The 20,384-nt window shown below is 60.7% G+C and carries 20 protein-coding genes; 9 read left to right on the forward strand and 11 right to left on the reverse strand.

Annotated features, from left to right (window positions below; genetic code table 11):
* Positions 1-7: 7 nt before the first annotated feature.
* From D4754_RS18255 to D4754_RS18275, 5 genes are all read left to right on the forward strand, one after another.
* The gene (locus D4754_RS18255) at positions 8-892 is read left to right on the forward strand and encodes a branched-chain amino acid ABC transporter permease (RefSeq protein WP_047998048.1); all 885 of its coding nucleotides are present in this window, start codon (positions 8-10) and stop codon (positions 890-892) included.
* 3 nt (positions 893-895) lie between these two features.
* The gene (locus D4754_RS18260) at positions 896-1,948 is read left to right on the forward strand and encodes a branched-chain amino acid ABC transporter permease (protein WP_047998049.1); all 1,053 of its coding nucleotides are present in this window, start codon (positions 896-898) and stop codon (positions 1,946-1,948) included.
* A 36-nt stretch (positions 1,949-1,984) separates the two neighbouring features.
* Positions 1,985-3,223 carry an ABC transporter substrate-binding protein gene (locus D4754_RS18265; RefSeq protein WP_114294390.1) on the forward strand — a complete coding sequence of 413 codons (1,239 nt, stop codon included), beginning with the start codon at positions 1,985-1,987 and terminating at the stop codon, positions 3,221-3,223.
* 61 nt (positions 3,224-3,284) lie between these two features.
* Positions 3,285-4,076: an ABC transporter ATP-binding protein gene (locus tag D4754_RS18270; RefSeq protein ID WP_047998051.1), complete on the forward strand. Its 792-nt coding sequence runs from the start codon at positions 3,285-3,287 to the stop codon at positions 4,074-4,076.
* Positions 4,077-4,089: 13 nt separating this feature from the next.
* Complete coding sequence (locus tag D4754_RS18275) at positions 4,090-4,878, forward strand: SDR family NAD(P)-dependent oxidoreductase (RefSeq protein ID WP_047998052.1); 789 nt, start codon at positions 4,090-4,092, stop codon at positions 4,876-4,878.
* Positions 4,879-4,900: 22 nt separating this feature from the next.
* Here the strand turns inward: D4754_RS18275 and D4754_RS18280 are convergent, their stop codons facing one another.
* Positions 4,901-6,004 carry a CaiB/BaiF CoA transferase family protein gene (locus D4754_RS18280; protein WP_047998053.1) on the reverse strand — a complete coding sequence of 368 codons (1,104 nt, stop codon included), beginning with the start codon at positions 6,002-6,004 and terminating at the stop codon, positions 4,901-4,903.
* 112 nt (positions 6,005-6,116) lie between these two features.
* Here D4754_RS18280 and D4754_RS18285 point away from each other — a divergent pair, with 112 nt between their 5' ends.
* From D4754_RS18285 to D4754_RS24620, 4 genes are all read left to right on the forward strand, one after another.
* The gene (locus D4754_RS18285; protein ID WP_053079188.1) at positions 6,117-6,905 is read left to right on the forward strand and encodes an enoyl-CoA hydratase/isomerase family protein; all 789 of its coding nucleotides are present in this window, start codon (positions 6,117-6,119) and stop codon (positions 6,903-6,905) included.
* Between the two features lie 16 nt (positions 6,906-6,921).
* The gene (locus D4754_RS18290; protein ID WP_047998143.1) at positions 6,922-8,160 is read left to right on the forward strand and encodes a thiolase family protein; all 1,239 of its coding nucleotides are present in this window, start codon (positions 6,922-6,924) and stop codon (positions 8,158-8,160) included.
* A gap of 15 nt (positions 8,161-8,175) precedes the next feature.
* Positions 8,176-9,342 (forward strand): acyl-CoA dehydrogenase family protein, encoded by a 1,167-nt coding sequence (locus D4754_RS18295; protein WP_047998054.1) that lies wholly within the window; start codon positions 8,176-8,178, stop codon positions 9,340-9,342.
* Positions 9,343-10,618: 1,276 nt separating this feature from the next.
* Entirely contained in the window at positions 10,619-11,080 is a 462-nt protein-coding gene (locus D4754_RS24620; RefSeq protein WP_331284233.1) for an NAD(P)H-dependent flavin oxidoreductase, read from the forward strand.
* Between the two features lie 110 nt (positions 11,081-11,190).
* Here the strand turns inward: D4754_RS24620 and D4754_RS18315 are convergent, their stop codons facing one another.
* The 10 genes from D4754_RS18315 to D4754_RS18360 all read right to left on the reverse strand — a co-directional run bounded on the left by D4754_RS18315 (position 11,191) and on the right by D4754_RS18360 (position 20,313).
* The gene (locus D4754_RS18315) at positions 11,191-12,069 is read right to left on the reverse strand and encodes a phenylacetate--CoA ligase family protein (protein WP_240453940.1); all 879 of its coding nucleotides are present in this window, start codon (positions 12,067-12,069) and stop codon (positions 11,191-11,193) included.
* Positions 12,070-12,414: 345 nt separating this feature from the next.
* Positions 12,415-13,224, reverse strand: coding sequence for an enoyl-CoA hydratase/isomerase family protein (locus tag D4754_RS18320; protein ID WP_047998057.1), 810 nt, complete (start codon positions 13,222-13,224; stop codon positions 12,415-12,417).
* Between the two features lie 28 nt (positions 13,225-13,252).
* Positions 13,253-14,404 (reverse strand): acyl-CoA dehydrogenase family protein, encoded by a 1,152-nt coding sequence (locus D4754_RS18325; RefSeq protein ID WP_047998058.1) that lies wholly within the window; start codon positions 14,402-14,404, stop codon positions 13,253-13,255.
* Positions 14,401-15,528, reverse strand: a complete 1,128-nt coding sequence (locus D4754_RS18330) for an acyl-CoA dehydrogenase family protein (RefSeq protein WP_047998059.1) — start codon at positions 15,526-15,528, stop codon at positions 14,401-14,403. The genes D4754_RS18325 and D4754_RS18330 overlap by 4 nt, the downstream gene beginning before the upstream one ends.
* Positions 15,515-15,964: a MaoC/PaaZ C-terminal domain-containing protein gene (locus tag D4754_RS18335; RefSeq protein WP_047998060.1), complete on the reverse strand. Its 450-nt coding sequence runs from the start codon at positions 15,962-15,964 to the stop codon at positions 15,515-15,517. Before D4754_RS18335 ends, D4754_RS18330 begins: the two co-directional genes overlap by 14 nt.
* Positions 15,961-16,680 carry a transglutaminase-like domain-containing protein gene (locus D4754_RS18340; RefSeq protein ID WP_047998061.1) on the reverse strand — a complete coding sequence of 240 codons (720 nt, stop codon included), beginning with the start codon at positions 16,678-16,680 and terminating at the stop codon, positions 15,961-15,963. Before D4754_RS18340 ends, D4754_RS18335 begins: the two co-directional genes overlap by 4 nt.
* A gap of 66 nt (positions 16,681-16,746) precedes the next feature.
* Positions 16,747-17,883 carry a CaiB/BaiF CoA transferase family protein gene (locus D4754_RS18345; protein ID WP_047998062.1) on the reverse strand — a complete coding sequence of 379 codons (1,137 nt, stop codon included), beginning with the start codon at positions 17,881-17,883 and terminating at the stop codon, positions 16,747-16,749.
* 10 nt (positions 17,884-17,893) lie between these two features.
* Positions 17,894-18,751, reverse strand: coding sequence for a MaoC/PaaZ C-terminal domain-containing protein (locus D4754_RS18350; protein ID WP_197089319.1), 858 nt, complete (start codon positions 18,749-18,751; stop codon positions 17,894-17,896).
* A 23-nt stretch (positions 18,752-18,774) separates the two neighbouring features.
* Complete coding sequence (locus tag D4754_RS18355) at positions 18,775-19,926, reverse strand: thiolase (RefSeq protein WP_047998063.1); 1,152 nt, start codon at positions 19,924-19,926, stop codon at positions 18,775-18,777.
* 3 nt (positions 19,927-19,929) lie between these two features.
* Complete coding sequence (locus tag D4754_RS18360) at positions 19,930-20,313, reverse strand: Zn-ribbon domain-containing OB-fold protein (protein ID WP_047998064.1); 384 nt, start codon at positions 20,311-20,313, stop codon at positions 19,930-19,932.
* Positions 20,314-20,384: the final 71 nt, after the last annotated feature.

Raw genomic sequence — 20,384 nt, forward strand, 5'->3', positions numbered from 1 at the left:
GGCAAAAATGGTCTATTTCATCAATGACATCATCACCGGGGCCTTGATCGGCCTGCTTTACGCGCTGGTGGCCATGGGGTTCGTCGTGATCTACCGCGCTAGCAAGGTGTTCAATTTCGCGCAGGGCGAACTGGTGATCATCGGCGGTTTCATCGTCTGGTTCACAACCATGCAGCTCGGCCTGAGCCTGTGGCTGTCGATCCCGCTATCCTTGGTTCTTGCGGGTCTTGTCGGCTATCTGATCGAACGGATTTTCCTCACCAAGCTGATCGGTGAATCGGTGTTCTCGATGGTGATGGTGACTGTCGGCCTGCTGATCCTGCTGCGTGGCGTCGTCCTGCTGCTGTTTGGGGCTTCCGTCCGGCCATTCCCGATCATCTTTCCGCTGAAGCCGCTCTTACTCGGCGATATGCTGATTCCGATGAACTTGCTTATCGGGGGGATCATCACCATCGTTGCCGCCGTTGGCCTGTCCTGGTTCTTCAACTGGACCCGTTCAGGCCTGCGGATGACGGCAGTGGCCGAAGATCACGTCGTCGCTGCTTCGATGGGGATTTCGGTGAAAGGCTCTATTGCCTTTGCCTGGATTCTCGGCGCAATCCTGTCCACGATAGGAGCGATGATCTTCCTCAGCGGCAAGTCGCTGACCTTTCTGGCCTCGGATATCGGTTTTGCGGCACTGCCGGTTGCATTGTTCGCCGGGTTGGAGTCGATCGGCGGACTTGTCCTGGCGGGAATCATCATCGGTGTAATCCAGAGCCTGACCACCAACTACCTCGATCCGATCATCGGCGGCTCGCTCGGCAGTGTCGTGCCCTATATCATCATGCTTGCCATTCTGCTGATCCGGCCCACGGGTCTGTTCGGCTGGCGCACAATCGAGCGGGTTTAATTCATGGATCCTTCCGGCATTTTTCCCACAAGCTATCGCGCCGACAGACGTCTCGTGCGCACGCGCTGGCAGGCGGTTTGCCTGGCGCTGTTCCTCGTGGTTATGCTGGCGATGCCCTATCTTGTGAGCGGGCGTATCATCGCCGTGCTGAACATGATGCTGATCAGCGCCGTGATCGCCGTCGGACTCCAGATTTGCACCGGCTATGCGGGCCAGATCAATCTGGGCCAGGCCGCATTCATGGGGGTGGGCGCCTATACCGCTTCGATACTGGCCTCCAAGACCGGTCTCACGTTCCTGTTGACCATACCGTTGGCCGGGTTCGCGGCTGCGCTGTTCGGCTTTCTCTTCGGTTTGACGGCGACTCGGATCAAGGGGTTCTATCTGGCGCTGACGACTCTCGCGGCACAGTTCATCTTTCATTTTGCAGTCCTGAACCTGCCATCCTCCTGGCTAGGTGGCTCAAATGGAGTCACCGTGCCGGCAGCAGAGATATTCGGGCTGCGCTTCGTCACCGAGACCCAGCAATTCTACATGAACCTTGCGGTTGCCGCGATCATGATCGCAGGCGCGTTCGGGATCATCCGGTCGCGCTTCGGTCGCGCCTTCATCGCGGTCAGGGACGATGACGTGGCCGCAGGCATCATGGGGATCAATGTAGCGGCTACCAAGGCGAATGCCTTTCTGATCGGCGCCTTCTATGCTGGCGTCGGCGGGGCACTCTGGGCCTACATGATCCGCTTTGTCGGGGTCGATCAATTCACCCTGTTCCATTCCATCTTTTTCGTGGCGATGATCATCGTCGGTGGAATGGGGTCGATCGTCGGGGCGCTGGTCGGTGTCTTCGTCATTCGCACCATCCAGGAAGTTATTGCCACAGTCGGCCCGAATATCGCCGATTCCGTCTCGTTTCTGGGAGGCGATATCGTGTTCGCGGGCATGAACGTCATTCTTGGTGGCGTGATTGCCTTGTTCATGATCCTTGAACCCAAGGGGGTGATGCACCGCTGGAATATCCTGAAATCGTCTTATCGTATCTGGCCGTTCCCCTATTGATTTCGGGGCGGTCTATAACCTGGGAGGAGAATGAAAATGACATACCTCAGCAAATCGGGCCTTGGGGGGCTGCTGGCCGCCGGAACGCTGGCGCTCGCCACGGCGCTACCAATGAAGGCACAGGCGGAGACCACATATAACCTTGCGCTTCTGTCGGACTTTTCTGGCCCCTATGCCGACATCATGCCGATCTTGGCCTCAAGCCGGGAGGTCGTTTTCGACTGGTGGAACGCGACCAGCGGCAAGGAACTCGGCGTCAAGCTGAACTACAAGAACTACGAGACCCGATATGATGCCGCACAGGTCGCCAGCCTGTGGCCCGGAATCAAGTCGGAGCTGGCGCCGATCGCCGTGGTCGGCCTTGGCGGGCCGGACGTGGCGGCCCTGTCCGAACGCTTACCCGAAGACAAGATCCCGATGTTCATGGCCACGGCCGCCTATGGCTTTGCCTGGCAGCCCGATTCCTGGATATTTAATCCGCGCCCGACCTATTCGCATGAAGCCGCAGGCTTTCTGGCTTGGATGCGCGAACAGCGTGGCGGCGACGAACCCATAAAATTCGCGGTCCTGTCCTCCGAGGCATCCCCTGCCTATGTCGATATGGGAAAGGGGCTCGAAGTCTATGCCGAAGAGCATCCCGAGGCCGCCGATTTGGTTGAGGTCATCTATACCGACGTGCAGCCGACCGACCTGACCGCGCAAATGCGTCGCGTCGCGCGGTCGGGGGCCGAAGCGGTGATCATCCAGACCAACACCTCGATCGTGGTCGCCGCGAAACGCGGGTTGCAGGCCAACGGGGCCGACATCCCGATCATGATGAGCTCGCATAACGGGCTGCCTGCCTCGGGCAAAGCGCTTGGCGGGCTGGCGCAGCTTGAAGGCGACTTTGAGGCCTACGGCATGGTGATCGCGGCCGATGAGGACACAGAAGCGCGGCAGTTTTACCAGACCCTAGTTTCGGATTACGGGCTCAAGGCGCCCTGGAATGTCGTGACGGCCATGGGGATTTCCCAGGCCCTCTATACCGTGGCCGTGATCGAGCACGCGATCGAGGAGAACGGTGCCGAAGGTCTGACGGGCGAGCTGGTGCGCGAGGCGCTCTTTGCCAAGCCGATCACCTCGGAGGAAACCCATGGCTTCCTTCCGAGTCTCACTTTCACCCCAGAAGCCCCCTTTCCTCTGAAAGGACTCAAGGTGAACGTGGGCACGGTTAAGGACGGGAAGATCACCATCGCGGCGACCGGCGTCGATGTTCCCGATTTGAGCAAGTGGTGAACAAAACCCGGGCACCGCGATCGTGGTGCCCGACCCTTTCTCTGGATCCGGACCCGAAGTTATGCTCGAACTCAATAACGTGGAAGTGACCTATTCCGACGTCATTCTGGCGCTCAAAGGGATCTCAATGACCGTGCGCGAGGGTCAGTGTGTTGCGCTTCTCGGTGGAAACGGGGCAGGGAAAAGCACGACGCTCAAGGCGATTTCCGGAACTCTGAAATCCGAAGACGGAACCGTGTCCGCCGGTTCGATCGTCCTGAACGGCACGCCGATTCAGAACATGGAAGCGTCGAATGTGGTAAAGAATGGCCTTATCCATGTGATGGAGGGCCGACGCGTGCTGCGTCACCTGACATCGGAACAGAACCTGATTGTCGGCGGGCATATGGTGACCAATTCCACCGAACTGAAAAACCGTCTGGCTCATGTCTACAGTCTGATGCCGCGTCTTGCGGACCTGCGCAACCGCACCTCGGGGTTCATGTCCGGCGGTGAGCAGCAACTGCTTTTGATCGGCCGGGCCATGATGGCGAGGCCCAAGATCATCGCCATCGACGAGCCGTCGCTGGGTCTGGCGCCGATGATGGTCCGTGACGTCTACGAAGTTCTCAAACAGCTCAAGCGCGAAGGCACGACCTTCTTTCTTGTTGAACAAAACAGCGCCGCCGCCCTGTCGATCGCCGATTACGCCTATGTGATGGAAAACGGGCGCATCGTCTTGGATGGCCCCGCCCACAAGCTCGCCGGCAACGAAGACATCAGAGAATTCTATCTTGGTGTCACCGCCTCCGGTGAACGCAAGAGCTATCGCGAAATCAAGCATTATCGGCGCCGCAAGAGATGGCTCGGATAGGAGGGGAAATACAATGACTGAATTGCTGGACATCAAGGGTCATACCGCACTTGTAACCGGGGCCGGACAAGGCGTGGGTCGTCAGGTCGCGCTTTATCTCGCCGAACATGGCGCGGGTGCCGTTGTGGTCAACGATTTCCACGCCGCGCGGGCCGAAAGCGTCGCGGCGGAAGTGGAAGCGGCTGGTGCAAAGGCGCTACCGATGGCCTTTGACGTGTCGGATTTCGATGCTGTGGGCGCGGCCTTTTCCGAGGCGCAGCGCGTCTTTGGTAGCGTGGAAATTCTGGTCAATAATGCTGGTAATGCCGGGCCGACGTCACGGCTCGACGATCTTGTACCGTTCTGGGAATCAAACCCCGCCGAATGGCGGCGCTGGATGGCCACCAATTTCGATGGCGTGCTGAACTGCACCCGCCACGCCATGCCGATGATGGTCAAGGGTGGCTACGGACGCATCGTGACGGTCATTTCCGACGCAGGCCGGGTGGGCGAGCCGCACCTGGCGGTCTATTCCGGTGCCAAGGCCGGGGCGGCGGGCTTCATGCGCGCCATTGCAAAGGCCGGTGGCCGGTTCGGAGTTACCGCAAACTGCGTCGCCCTAGGCGGCACCAGAACCCCGGCGGTCGCCGATCTGATCCCGGATGCGGAGACCGAAAAGCGGGCGCTTTCGCAATATGTAGTCCGGCGGCTGGGTGAGCCGGAAGACGCGGCAGGCATGATCCTGTTTCTTTGCTCGGATGCAGCAAGCTGGATCACCGGCCAGACCTATCCGGTGAATGGCGGTTATTCATTTGCTTGCTAGAGCCGAATATGGGCAGTCGCAATCAATTGGGGCCGCCCTCGAACAAGCGTTTATTATCGGCGCCGATCTCCGGCGGCAGCCCCGAAATCTCGGTTTCGAAACCGTCGAATTTCAGGGGTTGGACCAGAAAAGTCTCTGTCTTGCCGCCATCGTGCGCGATGGTGCGCAGCAACCGGCGGGCGCGCACATGCGGATCGTTCATGGCCTCGGCCAGCGAATTGACAGGGCCCCAGGGTACGCCGGCCTTGTCAAAGAGACCGCCCCAGTCCGCGCGCGTCTTGCCGACAAGAACCGCCGCAATCTCCTCCCGCAACTCGTCCTTGCGCGTGACACGGTCGCGGCTTTTCATCCCGGCGAGGTCCGGTTTGTCGATCGCCTCGCAGAACGGATGCCAGAACCAGTCCTCATGCGCGATGGACAGCGTCAGCAGTTTGCCGTCCTTGCAGGTGAACACGCCATAGCCCGGCTCAGAGATGAACTCGCCCAGCGGCGTGCCATTGGCCGCGGGCACAAGGAAGGCCGTGAGCATCGAGACCACCGCATCCGACATCGAGACATCGACGTAACGGCCCTGCCCCGTCCGCTGGCTGGATACCACAGCCGAGAGGATCGCGATCGCCGCAAACAGCGCGGCGCCGATATCCGCAAGCGGCAGGGTCGGCACCGGCCCCGGTTGCCCGGCCTCGGCCTGATCGGCCAGAAGACCACCGACGCCTTCATAGCTGAGGTCATGCCCCGCCCTGTCGCGATAGGGGCCGTCTTGCCCGTATCCCGAGATCGACACATAGACCAGCCGCGGATTGATCTTGCGCATGTCCTCGAACCCGGCGCCAAGTGCTGCCAGCTTGCCGGGGCGAAAGCCTTCGACGATGACATCGGATTTGCTGACCATCTCACGAAACCGCGCGATCCCCTCCGCGGATTTCAGATCGAGCGCCACGCTGCGCTTGCCCCGGTTGAGCGCCCGAAAAAGCGGCGGAAACTGCCGCGCGGGATCGCCGACGCCGGGCCGTTCGACCATGATCACCTCGGCACCCATATCCGACAGAAGCATCGTCGCGTAGGGTCCGGGGAATTGTTCCGCGAGGCTGAGGATTTTCAATCCGGCCAGTGGTGCAGTGCTCATATCAGGCTCCAGGTCTTGTTTCTTCCGCGCGCGTATCCAGCTCAGTGCAACGCAATCCGCGCTAAAAGGCAAGCCCAACTCAGCAAATGTTGTTTTTATTCCGAGGGTTACAATGACTGAAACACCCAGCACCCTTACCGTCGAACGTGTGGCCAGAACCGAATGGATTGCCTTCCAGCGCACCGAGCAGTTGAACGCCATGTCGATGCAGATGCTGCGCGATATGACAAATGCGCTTGAAGCCGCGATTGCCGACGACGCCGTTCGCGCCATTGTCCTGACCGGCTCGGGCCGCGCGTTCTGCGCGGGGGCCGATCTCAAGGAAGTGGCCAGCGCAAGTCACGAACCCGGAGAGCCCGACCTGCTCGACCTGGTCGAGCACACGTTCGGGCTGATACGCCATGGCCCCAAGCCTGTGATCGCCGCCGTCAACGGGCTGGCCATGGCGGGCGGGCTGGAAATGGTGATGTCCTGCGATCTGGTCTTTGCCGCCGAAAGCGCGCAGATGGGCGATGCCCATTCCAATTTCGGTGTCTTTCCCGGTGCGGGCGGCGCGGCGATCCTGCCGCGCCGGGTCGGACTGAACCGCGCGAAGTACCTGCTCTTCTCGGGCGAAAATGTCTCGGCGCGGGAGATGATGGAGTGGGGATTGGTCAACAAGGTGGTTGCGGACGCCCAGCTTCGCGAGACGGTGCAGGCCTTTGCCGACAAGCTGTCCGACAAGAGCCCGGCCGTGCTGCGCCGCATGAAGTCGGTCGCCAACCGGTCGCTGAACGTAGACGAGCCTGCCGCGCTCGCCGAAGAGATGCTAAATCTGCGCGCTCATATGCGATCCTGGGACATGCACGAAGGGCTGGCGGCGTTCAATGAGAAGCGCAAGCCTCGGTTTCGCGGATACTGATACAGGAGGACGAATGATGCAGGACATATATGTCATCGGCGTCGGCATGACGCCGTTCGGAAAGTTTCGGGACAAGTCCATCAAGGACATGACCCGCGAGGCCGTCACCGGCGCTCTTGCCGATGCCGGACTCTCGGCAAAGCGCATCGAAGGCGCGTTTTTCTCGAACGCCGTGCAGGGCCACATGGAGGGCCAACACATGATCCGCGGAGAGATAGCGCTGCGCGAGATCGGCATTCAGGGCGTTCCAGTGGTGAATGTCGAGAACGCCTGCGCCAGCGGCGCGACTGGTTTCAAGCTGGCGGTCGATTTTCTCAAGGCCGGCAACGGCGATTGCTGCCTCGCCGTGGGTGCGGAAAAGATGTATTCCGATGATCGCGCGCTGATGTTCTCGGCCTTCGACAGCGGCTGGGACGTGAGCAATGGCGAAGCGGTCGCGCAGCGCCTGGCCGATCTGGGTGCCGGGGTGGAGGAACCCGAAGGCTCGAAATCGTCCAAGCCATATAGCGTGTTCATGGATGTCTATGCCGGCTTCGCGCGGCTGCACATGAAAACCTTTGGCACGACACAGGAACACTTCGCGGCCGTGTCCGCCAAGAACCACGGGCACTCGGTACATAATCCGCTGGCGCAATATCGCGACAGCATGAGCATTGATCAGGTGCTCGCCGCGCCGCCCATCACCTACCCGCTGACCCTTCCCATGTGCGCCCCGATTTCCGACGGAGCGGCGGCGGCGGTGCTTTGTACGGGCGAGGGCCTCAAACGGCTGGGCATCGACCGGACCCGCGCGATCAGGGTCAAGGCAGCGGTCCTGCGCTCGGGCACCGACCGCGCGCCCGAGGATCACGAAAACCACCTGACCCGCCTTACCGCCCTGCAAGCCTATGAACAAGCCGGGCTTGGCCCCGATGACATGTCCCTCGCCGAAGTGCACGACGCAACCGCCGTGGGCGAGGTCATCCAGATAGAGAACCTGGGCTTTGTCCCGTTCGGCGAAGGTGGCCCGGCCAGCCTCCGCGGCGAGACAACGATCGGCGGGCGCATCCCGGTGAACACCTCGGGCGGGCTGGAATCCAAGGGCCACCCGGTGGGTGCCACCGGGATTGGCCAGATATTCGAACTGGTCACGCAACTACGCGGCGAGGCTGGCGCACGCCAGGTTGACGGCGCACAGAACGCCATCGCCGAAAATGGCGGCGGCTTGCACGGCGTCGAGGAAGCCGCCGCCTGCGTCACCATTCTGGGCCGCTGAAACAAGGAAAAGAAAATGGAAAATGTGATTGCTGCCGCACAGGCGATTTATACCGACGACCAGCGCATGTTGCTGGAAAACTTCCGCAAGATGGCCAATGCGGAATTCGCTCCGCTAGTGGAAAAATACGAAGATCTGGGCCATCCTCCGGATGCGGAAACCCTCAAGGGCTTGTTCACCAAGGTCGAGGAATTCGGGCTCATCAGCGGCTTGCTTCCCGAAGAGGACGGTGGCGCGGGGATCGACCGCTTGACCTATGGTATCCTCTACGAGGAACTGGCGCGGGTTTGGGCCGATCTGGCGATCGCCGTTCTGATTCAGGGTCATGCCGCATTCGCGCTCAACCTGATGGGCGACGCGGCGCAGAAAGAGGCTTATCTCAAACCGCTCCTGCGCAGTGAGCGCATTTGCGCCACTTGCATTTCCGAACCCTCCGTCGGCTCGAACGTGCGTGAGGTCAAGACCCGCGCGGAGCGCCACGGCGACAGGATTTTTGTCAGCGGACAGAAGCTGTGGATTTCCAACGGTGCGCAATCGGATTTCGCCATCGTTGTCTGCAATTTGGACGGTGGCATTTCGATGGTTATCGTGGATCGCGACAAGGGCGGTTATGAAAGCCGCGAGCTGCGCAAGATGGGGCTTGTCGGCGCCTCGACCTGCGAATTGTTCTTTGACCGTGCGGAAACCAGCGCCGAACATGTTCTGGGAAATGCAGGCGGGGGCCTGTTCCAGACATTGAAGCTTTTTGAGAGCGCGCGGGTCTTTGTGGGGCTGACAAGCGTCGGTATTGCACAAGCGGCGCTGGAGTGCGCAGTCTCTTATTCGAAAGAGCGCGAGCAGCACGGCAAGCCGATCGGCGGGCACCAGTTGATCCAGGGCTACCTAGCCGACATGGCCACGCATCTGGATGCTGCGCGCCTGTTGTGCCAGCGTGGGCTGCAACTTCTGGAACTGGGCGTGCGCTGCGACACGCAGACCTCGATGGCGAAATGGTATGCGACTGAAATGGCAGTCGAAATCGCCGGCAAGGCCGTGCAGATTCACGGCGGCAATGGTATCACCAAAGAGTTTCCCGTCGAACGGCACTTCCGCAATGCCAAGGTCATGCCGATCCCGGACGGCACCACCGAAATCCAGAAGCTGGTCATCGGGCGCAACCTGACCGGGTTGAACGCGTTCTGAAATGCGCCCGGGCCGGTACGGCACACGCGGTGCAGCCACGGCGTGATCGTTCCGGCCCAATGGCGTTAAGCAGGTCGATCCAAACCTTGCCTCGACCCGAGCGGAGGGGCCAAGAGGAAGCGAATTTGTCGAATAAGCTACGGCCAGCATCGCGGACCAACTCTGCAAGCACCGTCAGGGCATCCTGATCATCGATACCGCGACAGTCGGCAGATGCTACCCGGTCAAACATCCAGACTGGACTTCCAGAGACCGGTCCGCCCGGCCGCCAGTGAGATTGCATCGAAACATCGCCACACCAGGTTTGTCGATCACTTTATGGAGATAAACCGACCGGCCAGACCATGGACGTCATCGATAGAAGAACCTCGCGCCAATCGATAACGTGGGTGTTCTAGTGTTCAGTTGTACAACGAGGAAGCCGCATTCGGGCCTCGGCTACCAGACGCCCAAGGCGTTCGCCGAGGACTTGGGCATCGCAACCGAAAGCTGCGCTGCACCATTCTAAAGTTCCGCGCATCTGTCAGTAGCTCCAGCAGCGCCAGTCGGCGTATCACTAACCGGGCTCAAATCGCGGCTGGATGAAAGTTCTGTGGCAGGTCACCTACTGCCGTGGAGCTTAAAGCCATCAAGCTGAACGGCCAGTGCTCTTCTGTGAACGCTTATCAACAAAGGAGATGAGCTATGGAACATGGAAAAACGGGCGAACTCCGTACGCGTGGCGGACTCGACGACCGTCATGAACCGCCAGTGTCGGCCGACGAACCCGTTCTCGCCGGAGATCCCGCGGAGGACGGGCATGTCCGGTACGGTGCGTCCTGCGGCGCGATATGCACTCACCACCTCATGCGCGGGCGTCAGTGGCCGCGTCGTCTGTCGGGCCGCCTATTTCGTCGCAGATGAAGGAGGCGGCATTCGGCATGGTGCCCAAGCAGTGCCCCCCCGCACCCATAAGACCTGCCGCCACTGCACCCCGAAGTTATTCGGCACACCGAGAATGGTCATCCGCGAGGCGATGGCAAAGGGGGTGAGGCCGTACGGATGATCGCGTTGGTTATCGCGCGGGTGCTTGAATTGGGTTTTTTCCCGTAGCGGTGAACTAGATCATGTCGATGAAACCCATTTCGCCGATGTCCGTCTCTACCGTCATCGACTTGCTCGGCCGAGGCCGCCAGATCGCACATACATGCGATTGCGCCGACCGAGGCCGCGGCGGCGTTGGTGCGGCGATTGCCGGTCAGTAGGACTTGGGCATCCCCAGCGCTTTCTCGGCCACGTGAGAGAGGATCAGTTCCTCGCTGACTGGGGCGATGAAGTTCAGCACGCTTTCGCGGAAATACCGCTCGACGTGGTACTCCTGTGCGAAACCGAAGCCGCCATGGGCGCGGATTTTGGCTATATCGGTTCGCTCTTCATCGCCACGACCGAAGCTGTCGCCGCCGAAAGCTACAAGCAGATGATCGTGGACAGCGCGGCCGAGGACATTCTCTACACCAGCCATTTCACCGGGGTGAATGCCAATTACCTCAAACCTTCGATCCGGTCAGTAGGCCTGGATCCGGAAAACCTGACCGGCGAAGGCAACAAGCTAAACCTCTCCACCGGCGACGTCCGCCCGAAGGCATGGCGCGACATTTGGGGCTGCGGTCAGGGCATCGGAGCGGTTCACGCGGTGACGACAACGGCGGACTACATCGACCGGGAATCCCGTGCCGCGAAGGACGCGCTCTGCAGCTGAGCGCCGGCAACTTTGCGCAAACCCGTTTCGGTCAAGACAGTCATATCAGCCGGATTTGGTCGGCCGCCTTGCGATCTGCCCGGAAAATCAGCGCGGTCCGGGTCCGCGCCTCATCCGTCCTTGTCGTTGACGATCAGATCGGCATTCTCCGGCAACTCCGGCACCACGCTCACCGCGTCGGCGCGGATCCTGGAATGCGACTTGAAGGCCTCGGCAGCGGCGATGATTGCGGCCGAGGCATCGGCACCGTCTTCCAGCACAAGCGAGATGCGGATCATGTCGCGATCGTTCTCGCGCGTTACCACGGCCTGCGCGGCCTTTGCGCCCGGCGTACCGATGACAACTTCTTCGATCACGCGCGGATAAACGAAAATCTCGCGCACTTTGACCGCTGCGCCGACTCGGCCCTGCAGTGCAGAAATTCGGCTGACGGTGCCATCCGCGTTGCTCCCCAGCGCAAAGGCGCTGTCTCCGGTGCCAAACCGAATCATCGGCCAGGTGGCATCGCGCGCGGTCACAACAACCTCACCCGGTTCCCCGTGAGCGACCTGTTCTCCACTGATCGGATCGCAGATTTGCACCACGCGGTCGGGATGAACCACATAGCCGTCGCCGCCATCCTCATAGCCGACAAGGCCCAAATCCGCAGTGGCATAGGCAGCCCAGGTCGACACGCCATAGTCTGCCTCGATCCGGCGGCGCTTGGCCATCCAGTCGCCCATCTCACCACCGAGGAAGGCCGTTTTCACCTTCCAAGCGTCGCGGCCATAGGTTTCGATCACCTTGTCCGCCAGCGTCAGGAAAAACGCGGTGGATGCGCAGATCGAAGTGACGCCGGTTTCGACGATGATCTGCGCCTGAAGCTCGGTATTGCCGACGCCGCTGGGAATTACGGTGGCCCCGGCGGCCTGTGCCGCTTCGTCGAACAAAAGCCCCGCCGGCACGAGGTGATACATCCAGGTGTTCAGAATGATGTCGCCCGCACCCACGCTGGCCGATCTGAATAGAAGGTCCAAGCCGTGGCCACCGCCGCCCGAAAGCGACGGCTCGAAGATCGGGCCGGGCGACACGTAGATCCGGCCGACATCCTTTAGATCGGCAGCGAGAAACCCGCCGAAGGGCGGATTGGCGCGCTGGAGCTTGAGAAGCTCTTCCTTCTTCATCACCGGCAGCCGTGACAGATCTGCCAAGGACCTGACGGCCGCCGGATCGAATCCGGCAGCCGCAAATCGTGATTTCAGCCCAGATGCCCTTTCGGCTGCGGCGGCATAGGCTTGAGCTATGTCCTTATAGATGTCTTCAGACATGATCATGCCTCCCTGTTCAGTCGTGGCTTAAAGCGGGCAGTCCTTGCGGAAGTTCGGCGCGCGCTTCTCGCGATGCGACAGTACCCCTTCCTTGACGTCTTCGCCCATGAACCCGAGCATTTCAAGCGCAGTCGAGGCATCGAAGATCGGGCCAGCCTGGCGCAGCCAGTTGTTCAGCGAATATTTGGTCCAGCGGATCGCGCTTTGCGAGCCGTTGGCGAGCTCGACGGCCGTATCCAAAGCGATTTGCTGCAACTCGTCATCTTCGACGCACATTGACACTAGGCCGATGCGCTCGGCCTCTTCGCCCGAAACCGGCTTACAAGTCATCAAATAGTATTTCGCCTTGGCCATCGAGGTCAGCAATGGCCAGATGATTGCCGCGACATCGCCAGCGGCAACGCCCAGACGCGGGTGACCATCGACGATCTTGGCCTTCTTACCGGCGATCGAGATGTCGGCTAGGATGGCCACCACAAGGCCGGCACCGGCGGCAGGGCCGTTGATGGCGGAAATAATCGGCTTGTTACAGTTGATGATGTTGTAGACGAGGTCTTTGGCCTCTTTCCACGTCTTCATGATCTCGTACGAATTGCCGATCATGTTTTCGATCAGGCTGAAATCGCCGCCGGCCGAGAATGCCTTGCCCGCGCCGGTGACTATGACCGCATTGATGTCGGGGTCACGATCGATATCGATCCACATATCTGTCATCTGAGTGTGGGTTTCCGCATCTACGGAATTGAAGGTCTCAGGGCGGTCGAACGTGATGCGCAGGACGCGATCAGCCGGGTAGTCGAATTTCATCTTGTGATATTTTGCGTAACGATCGGACATGGTTCTTTTCCTCCTCAGGGTATTAGGTTCAGTCAGGCAATCCGAGAACGGCCTTGGACAGGATGTTTCGCTGGATCTCGTTCGACCCTCCATAGATCGTCGTCGGTCTGGCCTTGTAGAAACTCGCAAGGACATCGACGCTTACATTGCCGACCTGAAGCGGGCCGACGGTGCCGCCATCGGGTCCGGCTGCCTCGATCATCAGCTCGGTGATGCGCTGAAAGCACTCGGTCACCCAGATCTTGAGCATCGAGACATCGGCGCCCAGCGTTTCGCCGCGCTTCAGTTGGTCGGCGAAACGGGAGTAAAGCGCCGCGTGATCCTCGACATCAAGCGCGGCTTGCGCAAAGCGGTCGCGGAACACTGGATCGTCAAAAGCGCCACGGCCCCGTGCGAAGCTCTCAAGCTGCCCCAACGCGTTCTGGGCCAGGCTGGGCGAGCCGATGAAGATGCGCTCGAAGCTCAGGAGCGCCTTGGCCATGGTCCAGCCCTTGTTCAACTCGCCCACGAGGTTTTCGCGGGGTGTACGGGCATTGTCGAAGAAAACCTCGCAAAATTCCGTTTCCCCCGAAAGCGTGGTGATCGTGCGCACCTCGACACCGGGTTGATCCATCGGCGCAAGGACAAAGCTGATTCCCTGTTGTTTTTTGGGCGCGTCCGGATCGGTGCGGACCAGCATGAAGATGTGCGTGGCGTCATGCGCCATCGTGGTCCAGATCTTCTGTCCGTTTATGACAAAGTCGTCGCCGTCAATCTCTGCGCGTGTGCGCAGGTTGGCCAGATCGGACCCGGCACCGGGTTCCGAATACCCCTGGCACCAGATGTCTTCGCAACTGAGGATTCGCGGCAGCCAATAGTTTTTTTGTTTCTGAGTGCCGAACTTGATGATCAGGGGGCCGACCATCTGCACACCCATGTCTCGACCACGATTGACACCCCAGCGCTGCTGCTCTTCGTAGAAGATCAGCAGCTTGGCGGCATTCAGCCCCATACCGCCGTATTCCGCGGGCCAGGCCGGCGCAACCCATCCCTTGGTGTGCAGCTTGCGATGCCAATGTTCAATCTCGGCGAACTTGGGGCGGTGCGGCAGATGGCGCAGCTCTTCGGGGTACTCGGCCTCGAGGAACCCGCGCACCTCTTTGCGGAATTCCGCATCGCTCATTGCGTTCCAGTCGGTCATTGTGCGGCCCCCTCTTCTTCGCGCGCGTCAAACCAGATCCGACGGTGATAGGCGTCGTCGCCCAGCCAGGCCGACAGCACCAGCGCCCGGTTCAGATAAAGCCCGATATCGAATTCATCGGTGTAGCCGACCGCGCCGTGCAGCTGGATGGCGTCGCGGGTGACTTTCCTGGCGGCCGTGACCGCCCGTGCCTTGGCCCGGCTGGCCAGACGTGCGCGGATACTTGCGTCCGTTTCGCCATCCATCCGCATCAGAACTTCGCGCACTGCGGCCTGCGCGACCTCGCACATCACGTTCAGGTCGACGGCGCGGTGCTGGATGACCTGGAAGGATCCGATCGGCTTGTCGAACTGCTCGCGCGTCTTGATGTAGTCGAGCGTAATCTCGAAGGCGCGCTGGCTCAGGCCGACAAGCTCGGCTGCGGCAAGCGCCGTTGCGTCGGCCACAGCCTCGGACAGCGCTCCCTGAACCGCGGCACCGCAGGCCAGCTCCGCAGCCGGCGTTCCTGAAAAGGAAAGCTCGCCCAAGGAACTGCCATCGGCCTGCGCCCGCCTGGTCGTAACAAGCCCATCCGCGCTGGCCTCGGCCAGAACTAGAACCGGGCCACCATCTGCTTCGGCTACAACAAGGAAATCCTGCGTTCCTCCCGCGCCAACCACCCAGGCCTTGCCGCCGGTCAGCTTTCCGTCCGCATACCGGCAAGTCGCATCAGCGGAAGCGCCGCCCGGACCACGTTCCTGCCAGGCAACCGCCAGCGATGCCTCGCCGCCGATAAGCTGTTCCAGCTTCGGATGCTCCGGGCAAAGGCGGCGCAGAAGGCCTAGGCCAAGACCAATCGTCGCCACGACCGGTTCCGGGGCGATCACGCGGCCGACCTCTTCGGCGATAACGCCACCGGCAGCCAGGCCCATGCCAAGCCCCCCCTGTTCTTCGGGCACGGCCACGCCAAAAACACCGGCTTCGCCCAATTCCCGGACCATATCCGGGTCAAATTCGCCCCCGGCATCGCGGAGCTTTCGCGACCGTCCACTTCCGCCCGCGCGGTCAAACAGCGTGCGCGCGCTTTCGCGCAGCAGGCGAAGGTCTTCTTCTTGTTCGCTGGATTGCATATCAACCTGTGTCATTTCGTTTTCGCTTCATCATCAATGGGACGTCAGCTGAAAGAACCACCTCGCCCTTGGGGTTCCTGACGCTGAGCGTATAGTGCAAAACACCTCGATCGGGCTTGCTTTTGGACGGCGTGACCGAGTTGATAGTCATTTCGATATCGAGGGGTTCATCCGGGCGGACAGGCAGCAGCCAGCGCAGATTCTCGAAGCCCATGCCGCCGATATTGGCCACCTCGACCATCAATTCCGTCACGACAGGTTTGAACACCTCAAGCACGGTCTGAAATCCCGAGGCGATCAGGCTGCCATGTATCGCGGTCGCATAGTCTTCGTCGGTGTGCAGCCGTTGCGGGTCCCACTCCTGGGCAAAGGCCTTTATGGACTGTGCGCTCATCGGGGCGCTGCGAAAGTGAAAGACTTGGCCCGACTCGAAATCGTCAAGATATTTCAAGCGGCCCCCTCCTTTGCGAAACCGGAATCATACCCGCTCGAATCTTTGGAGATTCTCACCCGGTTGAACTCTTCCAGTTTCGGGTAGGTTTCCTTGAAGGCCGTCAGGAATTCCGCCATCGGCGCATCGACATAAAGACCCCGGTCGTTCACATATTCCATGTGGCGCTGGTCCTGCTCGTCGAATTCGTGGAAAAGAGCATCATGATAGCCGTCAAAGACCAGAGGCTTGACCCCGAATCTTTCACACAGCTCTATGTTGAAAGCGGGTGTGACCTTATAGGATTCACCACCCAGCCAAAGTTGAACATAACCGTGATAGATAAAGAGATCGGTCCCCATCAGCTCCTGCAGCTTGGGAGTATTCAGGTGGTTGCGCACGTCCGCGAATCCCAAAGCGGCGGGGATACCGACGGCGCGCAGACAGGCGGCAAGTAGGATTGCCTTGGGGACGCAGAAGGCTGCCTCCGCCCCGGCGATCCGGCTGGCACGATAAGAATCTTCATCCAGCGCAAAACAATACGGGTCGTAACGGATATCGTCGCGAACCGCTTCGAACAGGCGGATCGCCTTATCTCGATTGGTCGCGTCCACAGGAAGATCGCGCAAAGCCGATGTGATGAAACCCTGCACTTCGAGGCTGTCGCTCTCGACAAAGTGCGCGGGCAAGACAAAGCGCGCAGCTTCTGTCGGCAGGTCGTCATGGGGTTGGGCCATTGGATCTGTCCATTTTTTTCTAACAAATGTTAGAATACAATCTGAAAACCTGCGGGTCAACGAGATTTATTCTGTTTTTCGCAAGTCCTGGCCAAAGCGGGTATTGTCTTCCCCCAAAGCCGCAGCACGGCCGGCCGAAGTTGCCGCACAACGGAATTCCGGAGCAATTGGCAGCGGCAGCGCCGGTACCTCCCGACCAGAAATGTTCAGCTTCCGCGCGAATACGCCGCGTGCGATAAAATGCGGATCGGCCGCAGCTTCGGCTGGCGTTTTCACGACGGAACAGCAACAGTCCGCCGCGGCCAACAAAGACTCCCAATGGGTCGAGGGCTGGTCGCCCAGACGGCGCGCCACTTCCGCAACACTGGCATTGGGGTCGGACCAGTCATCACGAAGCTCCTGCGGCAGGCCGATGACATCGCAGAACCTCTGCCAGAACTTTTCCTCGATCGCCCCGACGGCGATCTGACGGCCGTCCGCCGCGGTATAGAGACGATAGCGCGCTAGGCCGCCGGTCAGACGGCTGCTGCCGCTTGCGATGTCATTGCCGGCGATCACGCCATCTGCATGGGCCCAGTAGGCAAAGGCAAACGCCCCCTCAGACATGGCGACATCAAGATGCGTCCCCTGACCGCTTGCCTGCCGCGCAATCAGGGCCAGCAGGATATTCACCACCGCCGGATAGGTTCCGCCCCCGATATCAGCGACCAACCCGAAGGGCATGGTTGGCTGCTGATCCGGTCCCCGGCTCAGCGACAGGATCCCCGAATCGCCCACATAATTGAGATCGTGCCCGGCAGTCGAAGCCTTCGGGCCGGTCTGTCCATAGCCGGTGATCGAACAATAGATGAGACCGGGATTGATCTCGCGCACGGCCTCGTATCCCAGACCGAGCCGGTCCATCACTCCGGGGCGAAATTGCTCTACCAGAACATCGGCCTTTTCAAGCAAAGGGCGCAGAACATTCATTGCGCCCTTTGACTTGAGGTCGATAGCCACTGACCGCTTGCCGTGATTCAAAACAGCGAAGCCAATGCTCTCCCCGTCTATTTTTGGCGCGGTCAGGCGTGCGTCTTCACCCGTGCCCGGGCGCTCGAACTTGATAACCTCGGCCCCGGCTTCGGATAACATGAGCGTGGCCATCGGGCCGGGAAGAAGGGTGCTGAAATCCAGCACCAAGATATCCTTGAGCGGCTGTGTCATCCTCCCTCCCTCACGCGAAACGCGCAGCCCCATTGTTTAGAACCACCACGTCGCGGGCCGGGATCGAAGCGCGGAACCGGGCCTCGCCACCCTCTTCCCAGATCTCAAACCGCACGGTCTCGCCGGGATAGACCGGGGCGGAAAACCGCACGTCCAGCCCGACAAGCCGGGCGGCGTCATAATCGAGCAGCGATTTGAGGATCGCCCGCGCCGCCAGACCATAGGTCGCAAGGCCGTGCAGGATCGGGCGGTCGAACCCGACCGAACGCGCCACATCCGGGTCGGCATGAAGCGGGTTCATGTCACCGCTAAGGCGGTAAACCAGCGCCTGGCGCGGCAGTGTTTCGATATCGCAGACATGATCGGGCGCGCGGTCGGGCAAGGCCGCCGGGGCCGGGCCGGGCCTGTTTTCGCCACCGAACCCACCATCGCCACGGCAGAAGGCCGACATCGCCACGCGAGCCAGCTTTTCGCCGCTATCGGCATTGATGATGTCGCGGCTCTGGTAGATGACGGCACCTTTGCCCTCGCCCTTGTCGGAAATAAAGTCGATCCGGCTGCGGCCGATGATGTTGCCGTTCACCGGCAGCGGCTTGTAGATGTCTAGCCATTGTTCACCATGCAGCACCTTCTGCCAGTTCACGCCGGTCTTGGGGTCGCGCAGCCAGAAGCCCGGGTACCCCATCGTGACCGCCATTGAGGGAACCGCCCTCAGCCCAGCTTCATAGACAAAGGCCAACTCTTTCCTGTCGGTCGGATCCTCGCCAAACCCGAGGCCGAGCGCATAAAGGATCGTATCCCGCTCGGTCAGTGTCTGCTCGATCTCTTCGAAGTCCCAGTTCGATAGCGCGTCGAAATCCAATGGCATGATCTTTCCTCCCTGGTTTGTTCTTAGAGGGTGTTTTGCGAACCCAAGATTGCCGTGACCTGACTGGACAGCACACCGCCGTTCCCATGGGCCAGCGCCAGGTCGACATCCCTCAACTGAATGCCGGGCGCATCGCCACGGATCTGCCGCGCCGCCTCGATCACGGTGAAAATGCCATACATGCCGGGATGCACACAGGACAAACCCCCGCCATTGGTATTCACCGGCAAGACCCCGCCCGGCGCGATGCGCCCGCCCTCGACAAAGGCACCGCCCTCGCCCTTGGCACAAAAGCCGAGATCTTCCAGAAATAGGATCGTATTGATGGTGAACGCATCGTAAAGCTCGACCGCCTGAATGTCCGAAGGCGACACGCCCGCCGCGGCAAAGGCGCGTGCGCCCGACTCGCGGGCGGCGGTCACGGTGAAATCCTTCATCTGCGATATTTGCCGGTGCGAGCTTTCCGCCGCGCTGCCCAAAACGTAAACCGGGGCCTTAGGGAAGTCCCTGGCACGGTCGGCGCGAACCATCACGATCGCCCCGCCGCCATCGGTGACAAGACAACAATCGCGCACAGTCAACGGATCGCCCACCATACGCGCGCCCAAAACATCCGCGCGGCTGAGCGGGCCGCGCTCGAATGCCTCGGGGTTGTGCTGCGCCCAGGCCCGCGCGGCCACGGCCACATCGGCCAGCTGTTCGCGGGTGGTGCCAAATTCATGCATGTGCCGTGCCGCCGCCATCGCATAGGCGGAAATCGGATATCGCGGATTATAGGGCGCCTCATAGGCGGGCGGGCGCGAGGCCGTCACCAGCCTGCCCGACGCGGTGCGCTGGTTGGAGCCATAAACAATCAGCGCCACATCACACAGGCCAGCCTCCAGCGCCATTGTGGCGGAGGTCAGGTAATTCACGAAGGACGACCCGCCCGTCATGGTGCCGTCGATGAACCTGGGCTGAATGCCCAGATATTCGGCCGCCATAAGGGCAGGCATGCTGTCTTCCATCATGGTGCAGAACAGACCGTCCACATCGGACAGCTTCAGCCCCGCATCGCCAAGTGCCGCAAGCGCGGATTGCGCCATGACATCATAGGCCGTCAGCCCATGCGCCTCGCCGAAACCCGCGTGCCCGGTTCCCACAATGGCGGATTTTCCCCGAAGTTTGGTGGTCATGGCCTATACCTCCGCCGGTTTGAACAACACGGCCGGTTGGCCCTCGGCCCCGCCCACGAAGGCGGTCACGGCCATGTCGATGACAATGTCACCGGGGGCAATGCCCTCGACCCGGCTCATCATCCGAACGCCTTCCTCCAGTTCCACCACGCACACGTTATAGTCGCCGCCGCGCTCGGGCTTCTGACGCACGACAGTGGTGGTGTGGACCCGGCCCTTGCCGCTGGCGGGATGCCAAGAGATCGCGGTCCCATGGCAGTGCGGACACAGGACCCTTGGAAAGAAATGATAGGCTCCGCAATCATCGCACCTGGGCAGCATGATCTCCCCGTTTGTCAGCGCGCGTTGGAATATCTGGTCTGGTCCTGTGGCGTCCGGCACCGGCATTCTCCTCAAATGGCCCATTCCTGGTTAATCGTATTGATAATGTTTCTAACACCTGTTAGATTCTGTCAAGC

Origin of the sequence: Chachezhania antarctica, assembly GCF_003646465.1 — a bacterium.
GTDB lineage: Bacteria > Pseudomonadota > Alphaproteobacteria > Rhodobacterales > Rhodobacteraceae > Chachezhania > Chachezhania antarctica.